Below are 13759 nucleotides of genomic sequence, written 5' to 3'. Positions count from 1 at the left end.
GCATAGGGTATGAGAACGCTGATAAATCCTACTTCTGAGCAACTATTGGAAAGCCCAGAAGCGTTCTTAAAAGAGATGGGCGAAGCGGTGATGATCTATGTCGAAGGGGAGCGGAGCGAGCGTACCCGTGGTTTAGTGACCCTATTGCATGGAAATGAACCCTCTGGCCTTAATGCGCTACACAAATGGTTAAAGCAGGAGCAAAAGCCGCTGTTTAATCTGCTCTGTTTTATACCCTCTGTTCCTGCTGCTATTTTGGAACCCATGTATAAAAACCGCGTATATCCTGGGCAGCGGGATATGAACCGTTGTTTCTTCCCTCCTTTTACGGATGCACCGGGGCAACTTGCTGAAGAGATCTTAGAGCTTTTTGAGGATTATCAACCTGAGTGCATCCTCGATATTCATAACACCTCAGGGCATAGCCCAGATTTTGGCGTAGTGACTTATGTGAGCGAAGCACATGAAGCACTCGTCTCCATTTTTAGTGAGCGTTTAGTGGTAACCGATCTGCGCTTAGGCGCGTTGATGGAGCGAAGTACGCGTCGCTGTCCGGTAGCGACCATCGAGTGTGGGGGAGCTAAAGATCAAACGGCCAATCAGATCGCGTGGCAAGGTTTACAAAAATTTCTCTATCAAGAGGAGGTAATGCAGTTAGAGCACGGTCACCATCTAGATCTGTACCGCCAGCCAGTTCGTTTAGAGCTTCAGCCGGAAACGACGATCGCCTTTGCTGATAGTTATGTGATCGGGACCGACCTGACCGTACCTACGCAATTAGATCAATTTAACTTTGGATCAGTAGAACGGGGTACTTTAATCGCTTGGTTGGGGGGCGGTACTTGCCAGCAAAACTTAAAAGTTCATGACGCTGAAGGGGCTGATGTTTTTTCTCGTTTCTTTGATATTAAGGGCAATCTACTCGTCACTGCACAGCCACTGAAGCTCTTTATGATTACCACTCGACCAGATATCGCCCTCAGTGATTGCTTATTATATGCCGCAGCGGAAACTGAACATGAGGTCGTCGATACTTAACTAATTGAAAAGATTAAGCTTGATTGCAATCTAAAATTGCGCGGGAAAATGAGAAAATCGATTTATAAACGGGCATTCTGATCTATTTATTATGCAGCGGTAAAGCTGTATAACTAAGGTCTTATAACATCTGCTGGATAGTCACTAAGCACTAAAACGTGATTAATTGATTGTATAGAGAGCTTGTATTACTCATGATGCCGCGCATTTTAAAGTCGCTTACCCAAAACCCTTTCGCATTTTCTGCGATTGTCTTTGGGGTGGTGATGCTGGTGTCAGCTTTCTTTGTGAGTCATGAATTTGAGCGTATTCGCGAAAACATTAAACAGCAGGCATTTGTAAATCTTTTGACCTTAGGCGCCCGATTAGAGGGCGAAGTAAATGCTCACCTTGTTGTATTGAGGGGGCTACGAGCTGAGGTGGCAATCAATTCTGATATCAACCAAGGTGAATTTTCTCGCCTTGTGGAAGAGTACCTACAAACAAAACTAAGCATTCGGCATATAGCCTTAGCGCCCGGTTTAGTGGTCACCAATATCCATCCCTTTAAAGGTAATGAAGCCGCGTTAGGCTTAGATTACAGAGAGCTTCCTGATCAACTACCAGCGGTTATGGAATCGATCAAGCGCAATGAAATTATCCTTTCCGGTCCAGTAAACCTCGTCCAAGGAGGTACAGCTCTTATCGCTAGAGTCCCAGTATTTGTGGGTGAAGATCGAAATATGCTTTGGGGTATTGTCTCAGCTGTGATCGATGATGAAGACCTGTTGCACAAAGCTGGGATAGATATTCGTCTTTGGGGCAATGAGATAGCCTTGAGAGGTAGTGATGGCTTAGGTGTCGATGGTGATGTGTTCTTTGGTAATAAAGAAACCTTCCACCCAGATGCGGTAACCGTTGATGTTATTCTACCATTGGGGCGTTGGCAGTTAGCTGCTTATCCGCAAGGTGGATGGCAGGTTAAAAACAGACAAGTTCTGGGCTATTGGCTTATTAGCTTGTTGGTTAGCTTTGTTTTGGCTATGGCTACTTACCTGATTGCTCTGAATTACCGTGAAAAGCTTCAAGCGATCGAAACGGCAACTTACCGTGCAAACTATGATGCGTTGACCGGCTTATCAAATCGTTACCATTTCGGCCAGCAGTTGCAGGCAATGATCTATGATCATCAACGTCATAATCATATGTTTGCGCTGTTCTTTATCGATCTCGATTACTTTAAAGAGGTTAATGATAACTGGGGGCATCACACCGGAGACGAACTTTTACGTTTGTTTGCAGGGCGCATGCGCAGCATTGTACGCAGTGATGATCTGCTCGCACGTCTAGCGGGTGATGAGTTTGTTATTATTCTGCGTGATATTGAATCGGCGACTCAGGCTGAATTGCTTGCCGAAAAACTTCAGATGGAGTTGGGTGAGCCTTATCTTATTGATGGTCAGTACCTCTCGGTTACACACAGTTTAGGTATTGCTATGTACCCTGAAGATGGACATAGCATGCAGCAGCTATTGCAGAATGCTGACCGTGCGATGTACGCAGCTAAACGTGCCGGTAAAAATAGAATTTTCTTCTTCAATGAAGCACTGAGTCAGGAAGTGAAGCATCATGTCCAGTTGCATAACGACATACTGGCAGGCTTGCGTGAAGGGCAGTTTGAGCTCTACCTTCAACCTATCGTTGCTTTGGGTACCCAAGAAATTGCCAAATGTGAGGCACTTGTACGCTGGATTCATCCTATTAGAGGTATAGTCTCCCCTGGAGATTTTATCCCAGTTGCAGAACAGACAGGCGCTATTCGCAGCCTAGGTGAATGGATCTTAGATGAGGCTTGCCATCTGTCTGATAAGTTCAAGCAGGCAGGTATCGAAATGCAGATTTCGATTAACCGTTCTGTGGCAGAATTTTTCCCGAAAGATGCTGACGCCCGTTGGTTGCAGATTATTGATGGTCACGATGTGGATCACAGCAATCTGGTGTTTGAGATTACCGAGTCGCTGTTGATGGAAGGTGGCGATAGTCAGTTAGATAAGATCAAACGCTTGCGTGAGCAAGGTATCGCTTTCTCTATTGATGATTTTGGTACAGGGTATTCGGCAATTAACTACCTACGTCACTATCCTGCGGATTACTTGAAGATTGATCGTAGCTTTGTGATTGATCTCTTGGATGATGAGCAGGACAGAACGCTGGTCGAGGTAATCATCAAAATGGGTCAAACCTTGGGCATCAAAGTCGTAGCTGAGGGTGTTGAAAACCAGCAACAGCTAGATATGCTTCGCGAGTTTGGTTGTGATTATGTTCAGGGATATTTCCTTGGGCGTCCGGTACCCTTCGATCAATTCTTAGAATTCCTTCCGAAAGAGATTCACTCTTAATTTTAGTATAGAAAATCTCCATATAGCTCTAGGCTATCAGTCGATTAGTTTTGTTTAATTATTTTTATTCAACGTTTTCGCCTATATTAACTCTAACGAAACGCAAGTCATCCAGACGCGACATTTAGAGGAATAAGTCATGCTACAGAATAGCGAAGGTAAGAATATCCCAGCAGTAATTTTTCACACTCGTCAGGGTAATGAGTGGGTTGATGTAACGACTGCAGAGCTTTTCACAGGTAAGAACGTAATTGTATTCGCACTGCCGGGTGCATTTACACCAACATGTTCTAGCACGCATTTGCCTCGCTACAATGAGCTTGCGCCAGTATTCGCAGCAAATGGTATTGATGACATTATCTGCCTTTCTGTAAACGATACATTTGTAATGAACGCTTGGGCTGAAGATCAGCATGCAGACAACATCACTTTTATCCCAGACGGTAATGGTGAGTTCAGCGCAGCGATGGATATGTTGGTCGATAAAGACAACCTAGGTTTTGGCAAGCGTTCTTGGCGTTACTCCATGCTGGTGAAAGATGGCGTGATCGATAAGATGTTTATCGAGGCTGACCTTCCAGGCGACCCGTTTGAAGTATCTGATGCTGATACCATGCTGGATTACATCAATCCGCAAGCGGAACAGCCAAAACGCGTAACAGTATTGAGTAAGCCAGGTTGCCCGCACTGTACACGTGCTAAGAAAGCGCTGACTGACAACGGTTACAAGTACGAAGCGATTGAGCTAGGTAGCCACGGAGTAAGTTTCAGCACGTTGCAAGCGGTTTCAGGGCACGGCACAACGCCGCAGATCTTTATCGATGGTGAATTGATTGGCGGTGCTGATGATCTTGAAGCGTGGTTGAAGGGATAAACCGACGTTTTTAGAAAGGTTAAGGATGAATAGGAGAAACAAAAAAGCCGTAGCAGATCTGCTACGGCTTTTTCATTTTATTCTCATTTTTATCAAGAGGGATCTTAATCTTTTAAGCGCAATCCGCCCGGCTCAATGGTGATCTTGCCTTGTTTTAGTAGAGCACCGACAGCCATTTTGAATGCCTTTTTACTAATGCCAAAGTGCTTGTAGATCACTTCTGGTGAGGATTTATCATTGATCGTGATAAATCCTTCCTGCTCATCCATCATATCTAGGATCTGCTGTACGGTATCTACAACCTTGCTGTATCCCGGCTTTTGCATGGAAAGGTTGATCTTGCCGTCCGCGCGTACTTCTTTGATGTAGCCTTTAAATTTTTGGCCAGGGTAAACCGTTTTCAATACATCGCTACGGAAGATCAGGCCCCAGTGCTCGTGGTTAACAATCGCTTTTTGGCCTAGGTCGGTACGGTTGGCAATGACCAACTGAACCTCCTCGCCTGCTTTGTAACGAGGTGGTGTTTTATCCAAGAATTTATCGATCTTAGTGGATGCCACAATACGGTTAGTGTTCTTATCTAGATACAAACGCACAAGGTAGCGCTTACCAACCTCAACAGGGCGGTTCTTTTGCTCGCTGTAAGGTAGAAGCACATCTTTGGAAAGACCCCAGTCTAAGAAAGCACCTACATCGTTTACTTCTGAGACTTTCAGCATGGCAAATTCGTCAACGATCGCCTTAGGTGTTTCCGTGGTCGCAATCAGATAATCATCGGTATCAAGATAGATAAATACGCGGATACTGTCGCCGACTTCTAAATCTTCTGGGCAGTAACGTTTAGGTAAAAGTATTTCGCCTAGTTCACCTGCATCCAGATAAACGCCAAAATCTTTCTCTTTGATTACTTCCAGAGTGTTGTATTTGCCGATAGCGGCCATGGGAAAACCTTTCGATAATGAGTAGATGGAGCAGCATCGCTGCTAAGCACAGTATTATCCTAGTCCATCGCTCAATATAAAAGCTCTAAAACGAAAAAAGCCTCCTTAAAAATAAGGAGGCTTTCTGCGTATCAGAATAAGATAGGATTATTCGTTTACGCTACTTGCTTGCATGGATCTGGTTTATTTACCCATGCGACGGATCGCCTGTGGGGTAAAATCTTTATGTTTAAAGCGTTGGCTAAAGTCGAATCCATTGCCTTCTTCGTTCGTCAAACTACCCACTAGGTATCTACCAGATTGAAGATCATAAAGCGCTTCAGCAGTCAGCCAAGGCACATTTACATCACGGTATTGGAACTGGTGGGATTCACCTACACGCCATAGCTCGCCTCGACCGTCGTAGTGATCGACTACAGCAATCTGCCAGCTATCTTCATCAATGTAGAATGTACGTTTCGCGTAGATATGACGTTCACCATCTTTAAGCGTTGCCTCTACTTTCCACACGCGATGTAGCTCATAACGCGTTAGTTCTGGATTCATATGGCCAGGTTGAAGGATATCTTCATACTTTAATCCACGATCGGCTAGTTTGAAGCTGTTGTATGGAATGTAAAGCTCCTGTTTGCCAACAAGATTCCACTCGTAGCGATCAGGAGCGCCGTTGAATAGATCGAGGTTATCAGTTGTACGTTGACCATCACTGGCTGTGCCCGGTGCGTCATATGCAATTTGAGGCGCACGACGAACACGGCGCTGACCTGCATTATAAGTCCAAGCCTGACGAGGTTGTGCAATCTGGTTCATCGTCTCATGAACGAGTAACACGTTGCCGGTTAGGCGAGAAGGTGCTTTAACGCGCTGGACAAAGTAAAACAGGATATTGTTATCTTTTTTAGCGTCAGAACCGCCTTCTAAAGCGCTCGGCCAAGACATCTTTTCGTTAATTTTTACCGCAGTAAAATTACCGTTAGCTTGCACAGGTACCTGCACAAAAGTCCTTTCCAATGCACCGCCACGGTAGCGAGTCATGTGGTTCCAGATAACTTCTAAACCGTTTTCAGGGATTGGGAAAGGGATTGCTGTTTCAAAGCCTGATAGGCCGTTGCCGCCATCGGTTAGTTCTGCGCTGGAAGCATTCTGTTTTGCTGCAGCATAAACATCTGCTGGTAATGCGGCTGTACGATGGGTTGGGTACACAGGGATAGAGTAACTATCAGAATACTTCTGCAACATCGCCATCTGGCCGGGTGTAAGGTTATCCTTGTACTGATCAGCATTGGCTGCAGTGATAGTGAATAGTGGCTTTTCGCTTGCAAACGGATTGCTGTATCGATCAGAACCACTTTCTAAACCGCCGGTCCATGCCGGAATCGTACCTGCTGCATTACCCGCTTTTTCCGCACCGATCGGGGTTAGTTGATTGCCCAATTGAGCTACCTGCTCAGGTGTTGCGGCATAAACGCTTGCCGAGGCAAAAAGAATCGCCGAACTCAGCAGAAGTTTCTTGGTATTAAACATAGTGTATATCTCCATTTATCTGCTGATCTTAGAAAGAAACGGATGCGCTAATTGATAGGAAATCACGATCTTCTATAGAGTTAAAATCTCCACCGAAGAAGTCAGTATAAGAAAGCTGAACCTGATACTTATTTAGGTAATCAGCGGTCAGGCTTAGACCTAAGGTTTTCTCATCTTCATTAAACCCTGCACCTGGTTGTGGACCATAACCTTCTAAACCGTGTTTGAAGCTGATTTGTGGGGTTAGGTTTACACCGGCAAAAGCGTTTGGATAGTTTAGGTTAGCTCGCAATACGTAGCCGTAAGAGTCTTGGGTTACGAAGCCTTCAGTATCACCAGCAGCATAACCATATGCGCCATTACGGCCATACTTCAAGGCATTAGCACCTTCATCAAGGTCATGAACGTGAGTCCAAGCTAATTCACCTACCATGGTTAAACGGCTTGCACCAAGCACTTGATCGTAGAATTTTACAAAGCTAGTTTGAACTTGGGTTACATCAAATTCACTATAACCTGAAATTTCCCCCCCAAGACCGGCAGAGCTTATAAGGTTGTCGGCTGCGGTATTACCAACACCACCAATATTTTGCGCAAGAATCGCACCTACCAATAGGGGGCCGTTAATCTGCATCGGGACATCCCTTTTATGGCTGATTTCACCAGACCAAGCAATATCACCAATATTTGTATTAAAACTTAAACCGAGCATTTCTATATCTTCTGGATATTCAATGAAATATTCGGAGTCAAATGCAGATACAACAGCAGCTGCTGCGCCAATGAAAGCGATATCGGCAGGGGCAACCGTAGTATTTACACCACTAGTTACAGGAAGGCGGCTATGATATTTAGCTGCATAGAAACCAAATTCAGTATTGTTTAGTTCTTCAGCAAAGTACCTTAGCGAGAAACCAAACTGACCATCGTCATCAGCTTCTCTTCTGCCATTTGCATTTCGGTAAACGACCGGGTCTATACCTGTTGCTGCCCAAGCGCCTGCGGCATTCAGGGTATTGAAATATGCTTGGTCAGAAACGTTAACACCTAACGCAGCTAAGCTATCGCCTTGTACTCGGATGCCGTCGCAACCCTCTCCAACGAAGTCATTGTTGGAGAAATAGGTACCACAACCGTCGATCGCTGTTGGTTCCCATTTAAGTTGATAGAAACCTTCAATGCTTAAATTGTCGGTAAGTCCTAGTGAAGCAAAGGCCATATTTACCGGAAGTAGGCCTTCTTTAACTTCTGCGCCAGGGCGACGGAAGGCGTTGACATCAAATGGGTTGATAGCGTTTAAACCGCCCTGAATAAATGTACTTTCACCCCAGTTAACAACTTGTCGACCAATACGTACATCGAGTGGTTTTTCACCTAAATCAAATGCGCCGTACCAGTAGGCATCTAATACTTCGAAACCTCCAAATTTGGCATAATCATTAAATCCAGAATCGTCTAATTCTTCGCCGGGATCATAAAGGTTAGGCGAGTGGCCATGGTTTCTGGAACCGGATTCCAGTTCAGCGTCGTACCAGTATTTAGCCCGGGTAAAAACGCCCATATTTTCATAGCGTAGTTCAAGGTCGTGTACACCTTTCACGATTTGAGAGAAGGTTTCACCTTTATCAAAGTTCTGGTTACCGTCATCGTAACTACCTGAGCCAAGGCTAGTACCACCATTTCCTTGCGAAATTAGCTTTGAAGATGCGTCATCCATACGCCAGCTCGCACCCATTGAGATCTGAGAGTCAAAGCGACCTTCAATATCACCCAGATTAAATTCAATTGCTTGAGCCTGATTTATGCCTACTGCACTACCAATTAGTAACGGCAGTAGTTGGCGTGTAAACACCGAGGATGGTTTTTTGCTGCGACGCAAAATCCGGTTTTTTGTTGCCATTTCGTTCACCTAGCGTTGTTATTTTTTTAAGGCGCAAATTGTGTTTTCTATCTAAATCCATTGCGGCTACTCGGTAGGTTCATAAAACGGGCTCTACAGAGTAGTTACAGAGTCTTTAACGCTATCCATGTTCACTGGGTTAAGAAAATCTCTCAATAACAATTGAGGGCAAAGTTATTAACAAAATAGTTCGTTAGCTTGAAATTATTAACATAATAGTTCATGAATAAGAAAGGGAAGTGCGTTTCATCAAAAAATAAGAACAAAATAGGTTAGAGAGTCATGGAGCGTAAAATTACCGTACCCGCTGGGTACGTCCGTCACTTATTGCAATTAGTTGAAGAGCAAGGCTTCAGCGTTGAACAGCTGTTGACCCATGTCGGTATCGATCCGGCCGAAATTGGTAATCAGACTGAATTTCCAGCGGATAAGTTTGGTTTGCTCTATCAGCGCATTTATTACATCGCTCAAGACGAATATTTCGGAATGTTGAGTGGCGGTAAGGTGCCAAATGGAACCTTCCGCATGATGTGTCATTGCTTAATCCACTGTACAACGCTAGAGAAAGCGATCTATCGTGCCAGTGATTTTCATGAGATCTGTCGCGGCACAAAAGTTAAACCTTATCTGGTGCGCAAAGGCCGTTTTGCCAAGGTTTCGTTTACCACAACGGACGCGGCTGAAGTCTCTATGGAAGAGATTTTAAAAGACGAAATACCAGGGCGTATTCGAACTTCGCTATCGATGTGGCAGCATTTTTTATGTTGGCTAATTGGCAAAAGATTAGAGCTGAAAGCAGCCTATTTTTCCTTTGCTGAGCCAGACGATGTGGCGCAATACAAAACCCTTTTTCAGTCAGAAGTTAAATTTGATCAGCATGATAATGCCATCGTTTTTCCTGCGCGTTATTTGGATTTTCCGATTGTTCAAACCCCTGAGACTTTGCGTAGTTTCTTAAAAACTGCTCCTTATCAGCTGATCGTAATGGTGGATGATGACACCAGTTTGAAGTCCCAAGTGGTGGCTTTGATTGGTAAGGACTTTAGTCAGGATCTGCCAAGTGCTGAAGAAGTAGCGTATCGACTGCATATGTCAGTATCGACACTGCGGCGTAGATTGCTGGAAGAAGATACTTCCTATCAAAAGATAAAGGACGAGTGTCGCAAGCTAGCTGCGCTTAACTATATGAATTCCCCGCAGTTATCGATCAATGATGTTGCGGGTCTGATGGGATTTGAAGAGCCCTCCGCGTTCTTTAGGTCATTCAAAAAATGGACAGGTATGACTCCAGGGGAATATCGGCGTAGTGATAGCTATTGCCAGCAATTAGCTGATTCTTAATGCTATAAATTGGCCCTAATTATAGGGCCTTTTTTGTTTCTAGAACGTTTTTGTTAGTCATTGAGGTGTGAATTGTTATTGCTGGATCTGGGCGCTGGAACGATTATGTTAATAGCATTTCCCAATGTGAATTAACGTCGAGTTATTACAATAAAAAGCCTGAGCCGACCTAAGCGGTAAGCAGGTTAAGACGGAGCAAGTTATACAATGAGCGATTATCGATACCCGTATCAAGATGGTGTTTTTGTCTTGAATGAGCTGGTGGGGTTAGAACAGATTTGTCATTCAGCAGGTCTAGAAGAATTTGCTGAAGGCTTGGCTGAAGCGGTTTTAGATGAGGCTTCTAAACTAGGCACGGAACAGCTTGCTCCTCTAAATGTTGTTGGTGATCAGCAAGGTGCAAAATTAGTTGATAACCAAGTACAGGAAACACCGGGTTTTTCTGATGCTTACCAACAGTTTTGTGAGGGTGGCTGGCCATCGCTTGCGGCTAATCCTGAATTCGGTGGTCAGGGCCTGCCTAACGCACTCTCTGTTGCGGTTAACGAAGTGTGGCAGTCCTCCAACTTGGCTTGGGCTTTATGTCCTCTGCTGACTCAGGGCGCTATCGAAGCGTTGGAAACACATGGCAGTGAACAGCTACAGCAGCACTACCTTCCTAGGCTGATCAGCGGTGAGTGGACGGGCACCATGAACCTGACAGAACCTGATGCAGGTACCGACTTGGCCGCGCTGAAAGCGCGTGCTGTACCAGAAGGTGATCACTACCGAATTACTGGCCAAAAGATCTTTATCACCTGGGGTGATCATCAGATGACTGAGAATATCGTTCATCTGGTATTAGCGCGTTTGCCTGATGCTCCGGCCGGTGTAAAAGGGATCTCTCTATTTGTCGTGCCAAAATTCCTGTTGGATGAAAATGGCCAAATGACTGATCAGCGCAACGATGCATCGGCAGTTGCTCTTGAGCACAAGCTCGGTATCCACGGCAGTCCTACCTGTGTGATGAGTTTTGGTGATAACGATGGTGCAATTGGTTACTTGGTAGGTGAGGAAAATAATGGCCTCGCATGCATGTTCACTATGATGAACGATGCACGCCAAGGTGTGGGCCTGCAAGGTTTAGCAATTTCTGAACGTGCTTATCAACAGGCGTTGGAATATGCCAAAGAGCGAGTGCAAGGCACATTAAGAGATGGCTCTCGTGTCACCATTATGAAGCACCCTGATGTACGTCGCATGTTGTTGCAGATGAAATCAGGTATTCAAGCAATGCGTGCATTAACTTACGTTGCTCGCGCCGAAAGTGACCTTTGTCAGAATGCTCAGGACAGTGAACAGCGAGCTAAACATCAGGCACGAACGGATCTTCTCACGCCGATTGTTAAAGGTTGGGTGACAGAGTTAGCCCAAGAGATGACCTATCTTGCAGTACAAGTGCACGGTGGTATGGGCTTTATCGAAGAAACAGGCGCTGCGCAGCATTATCGCGATGCGCGTATTCTGACGATTTATGAAGGTACTACCGGTATTCAGGCTTTAGACCTGATCGGTCGAAAAACCTTGGTAGATAGTGGTGCTGCACTCACTGATCTACTGAGCGAAATTGCTAGCGATCTTGATCAGATATCCGAACCTGAACTGCAAGATATGGTTAGCGCTACCCGAGATGCCCTTGCCCACGCAGAAGACGCTAAAAAGTGGGTATTGGAAACCGCGAGTAAAGATCAAGCCGCAGCGGGTTCAGCCAGCGTCAGCTTTATGATGTTGCTTGGTTATCTATGTGGTGGTTGGTTATCGGTTAAATCAGCCAGTATTGCCCAAGCTAAGCTAAATGATCCTGAAAGCGATCAACCATTTTTAGAAAGCAAAATTGTATCGACGCGCTTTTATGTAGAGCAGTTGCTACCACGTACGTCAGGTCTGTTGAGCGCAGTCATGGCGGGTGGTGATGCGGTGATGCAGCTTTCTGAAGAGCAGTTTTAAGTAGACGCCATATAGGTGAGAGAGGTGAGTTATGAGTGATATGGCGCGTGAATCAATGGAGTTTGATGTAGTCATTGTTGGAGCAGGTCCTGCTGGATTATCCACAGCCTGCCGTTTGATGCAGCAAGCTCAAGAAGCGGAAAAAGAACTAACGGTTTGTGTGGTAGAAAAAGGCTCTGAAGTTGGGGCGCATATATTATCGGGCGCAGTCATTGAATCTCGCGCTCTAGATGAGCTGTTTCCTGATTGGAAAGAGCAGGGGGCGCCGTTAAATACGCCGGTGACCGAAGATCAGATCTATATGCTCAAAGATGAGGAAAAAGCCACCCAAGTGCCGAACATGCTGGTTCCTAAAACGATGCATAATAATGGTAACTATATTGTTAGCTTGGGTAACTTATGTCGTTGGTTGGCAGAGCAGGCTGAGCAGCTTGGTGTGGAAATCTTCCCTGGTTTTGCTGCAGCTGAAGTTCTTTACCATGAAGATGGTAGCGTTAAGGGTGTAGCGACGGGGGATATGGGTCTAACTGAGTCTGGTGAGCAGAAAGATAGTTATATGCCGGGTATGGAGCTGCATGCTAAATACACGGTGTTCTCAGAAGGCTGTCGTGGGCATTTAGGTAAAGAGCTTATCGAGCGCTTTGATCTGGCAGCAGACGCCGATGCTCAACATTATGGCTTGGGTATAAAAGAACTGTGGGATATTGATCCTGATAAGCATAAGCCTGGTTTAGTTGTGCATGGTTCAGGCTGGCCATTGAGTGATGGCGCGAGTGGCGGTTTCTTCCTCTATCACACCGAGGGTAATCAAGTGGTTGTTGGCTTGATTATCGATCTGAACTACTCCAATCCATATTTAAGCCCGTTTGATGAGTTTCAGCGCATGAAACATCATCCAGTTTTGAAACAGTACCTAGAGGGCGGTAAGCGCGTCTCCTATGGTGCTAGGGCGATCACGAAAGGCGGCTTTAATGCCCTGCCTAAAATGACCTTCCCGGGTGGCATCATTGCAGGTTGTAATGCCGGTACGCTTAACTTCTCGAAGATTAAGGGTACGCATACTGCAATGAAGTCGGGCATGCTGGCTGCAGAAGCAATTTTCGATGAGCTCACTCAGTCGGGCGAGGGTGGTAAAGAGCTGAGCTGTTATGCACAGAAGTTTGAATCCTCTTGGTTGTATGACGAATTATTCCGCTCACGTAACTTTGGCCCTGCCATGCATAAGTTTGGTCCGTTGTTAGGTGGTGCCTTTAACTACATCGACCAGAATATCTTTGGCGGCAAAATTCCATTGACGCTGCATGATACTCATGCTGACTATGCGCAATTAAAACCTGCCTCTGAGTGTAAAGAAATTAGCTATCCAAAACCGGATGGTGAAATCAGCTTTGATAAGCTCAGTTCAGTGTTCCTCTCAAATACCAACCATGAAGAGGATCAGCCGTGCCATCTTCAGTTAAGGGATGAAAGTATTCCTTTAGGTTCAAACCTATCGACTTATGCTGAACCTGCGCAGCGATATTGTCCTGCGGGAGTGTATGAAGTGGTTGAGGATGAACAGGGACAAAGATTCCAAATAAACTCGCAAAATTGTCTACACTGTAAGACCTGCGATATTAAAGATCCGGCCCAAAATATTAAGTGGGTGGTCCCAGAAGGTATGGGCGGACCAAATTATCCAAATATGTAGTTTGTAGAAATCCGGTGAGGCGTGTTTATCCGGTTGTTTTTTAATCGTTTCTGGTTAATCTTTAGTCGAATTTCCAGAAACTGAAAA

9 protein-coding genes are annotated in these 13759 nt (G+C 45.2%); 6 read left to right on the top strand and 3 right to left on the bottom strand.

The genetic code is table 11. The annotated features are described in order from the left end of the window. Positions 1 to 9 precede the first annotated feature (9 nt). From ACMXYT_RS13910 to ACMXYT_RS13900, 3 genes are all read left to right on the top strand, one after another. Entirely contained in the window at positions 10 to 1038 is a 1029-nt protein-coding gene (locus ACMXYT_RS13910) for a succinylglutamate desuccinylase/aspartoacylase family protein (protein ID WP_415899154.1), read from the top strand. A 272-nt stretch (positions 1039 to 1310) separates the two neighbouring features. Next, positions 1311 to 3416, top strand: coding sequence for a putative bifunctional diguanylate cyclase/phosphodiesterase (locus ACMXYT_RS13905; RefSeq protein ID WP_415911584.1), 2106 nt, complete (start codon positions 1311 to 1313; stop codon positions 3414 to 3416). A gap of 139 nt (positions 3417 to 3555) precedes the next feature. Beyond that, positions 3556 to 4290, top strand: coding sequence for a glutathione peroxidase (locus tag ACMXYT_RS13900; protein ID WP_415899152.1), 735 nt, complete (start codon positions 3556 to 3558; stop codon positions 4288 to 4290). A 104-nt stretch (positions 4291 to 4394) separates the two neighbouring features. Here ACMXYT_RS13900 and ACMXYT_RS13895 read toward each other — a convergent pair whose 3' ends face one another. From ACMXYT_RS13895 to ACMXYT_RS13885, 3 genes are all read right to left on the bottom strand, one after another. After that, on the bottom strand, positions 4395 to 5231 hold the full coding sequence (locus ACMXYT_RS13895) for a S1 RNA-binding domain-containing protein (protein ID WP_415899151.1): 837 nt from the start codon (positions 5229 to 5231) through the stop codon (positions 4395 to 4397). A gap of 183 nt (positions 5232 to 5414) precedes the next feature. Beyond that, a complete protein-coding gene (locus ACMXYT_RS13890; protein WP_415899150.1) occupies positions 5415 to 6755 on the bottom strand; it encodes a DUF1329 domain-containing protein in 1341 nt (446 codons plus the stop codon). A gap of 28 nt (positions 6756 to 6783) precedes the next feature. Continuing rightward, positions 6784 to 8655 carry a DUF1302 domain-containing protein gene (locus ACMXYT_RS13885; protein ID WP_415899149.1) on the bottom strand — a complete coding sequence of 624 codons (1872 nt, stop codon included), beginning with the start codon at positions 8653 to 8655 and terminating at the stop codon, positions 6784 to 6786. Between the two features lie 282 nt (positions 8656 to 8937). On the opposite strand from ACMXYT_RS13885, the gene ACMXYT_RS13880 reads away from it, so the two are divergent. The 3 genes from ACMXYT_RS13880 (at position 8938) to ACMXYT_RS13870 (ending at position 13672) form a co-directional block, all read left to right on the top strand. Continuing rightward, entirely contained in the window at positions 8938 to 9996 is a 1059-nt protein-coding gene (locus ACMXYT_RS13880) for an AraC family transcriptional regulator (RefSeq protein ID WP_415882356.1), read from the top strand. A 207-nt stretch (positions 9997 to 10203) separates the two neighbouring features. Next, on the top strand, positions 10204 to 11982 hold the full coding sequence (locus ACMXYT_RS13875) for an acyl-CoA dehydrogenase (protein WP_415899148.1): 1779 nt from the start codon (positions 10204 to 10206) through the stop codon (positions 11980 to 11982). 40 nt (positions 11983 to 12022) lie between these two features. Further along, positions 12023 to 13672 (top strand): electron transfer flavoprotein-ubiquinone oxidoreductase, encoded by a 1650-nt coding sequence (locus tag ACMXYT_RS13870; RefSeq protein ID WP_415901129.1) that lies wholly within the window; start codon positions 12023 to 12025, stop codon positions 13670 to 13672. Positions 13673 to 13759: the final 87 nt, after the last annotated feature.

It is taken from the genome of Neptuniibacter sp. QD37_11, from assembly GCF_047778105.1.
Classification (GTDB): Bacteria; Pseudomonadota; Gammaproteobacteria; order Pseudomonadales; family Balneatricaceae; genus Neptuniibacter.
This window is presented reverse-complemented; position numbering and strand designations above follow the sequence as displayed.

Coding starts and splice junctions, on each gene's coding strand:
- ACMXYT_RS13910 (WP_415899154.1), top strand. CDS start 10: ATGAGAACGCTGATAAATCCTACTTCTGAGCAACTATTGGAAAGCCCA.
- ACMXYT_RS13900 (WP_415899152.1), top strand. CDS start 3,556: ATGCTACAGAATAGCGAAGGTAAGAATATCCCAGCAGTAATTTTTCAC.
- ACMXYT_RS13895 (WP_415899151.1), bottom strand. CDS start 5,231: ATGGCCGCTATCGGCAAATACAACACTCTGGAAGTAATCAAAGAGAAA.
- ACMXYT_RS13890 (WP_415899150.1), bottom strand. CDS start 6,755: ATGTTTAATACCAAGAAACTTCTGCTGAGTTCGGCGATTCTTTTTGCC.
- ACMXYT_RS13885 (WP_415899149.1), bottom strand. CDS start 8,655: ATGGCAACAAAAAACCGGATTTTGCGTCGCAGCAAAAAACCATCCTCG.
- ACMXYT_RS13880 (WP_415882356.1), top strand. CDS start 8,938: ATGGAGCGTAAAATTACCGTACCCGCTGGGTACGTCCGTCACTTATTG.
- ACMXYT_RS13875 (WP_415899148.1), top strand. CDS start 10,204: ATGAGCGATTATCGATACCCGTATCAAGATGGTGTTTTTGTCTTGAAT.
- ACMXYT_RS13870 (WP_415901129.1), top strand. CDS start 12,023: ATGGCGCGTGAATCAATGGAGTTTGATGTAGTCATTGTTGGAGCAGGT.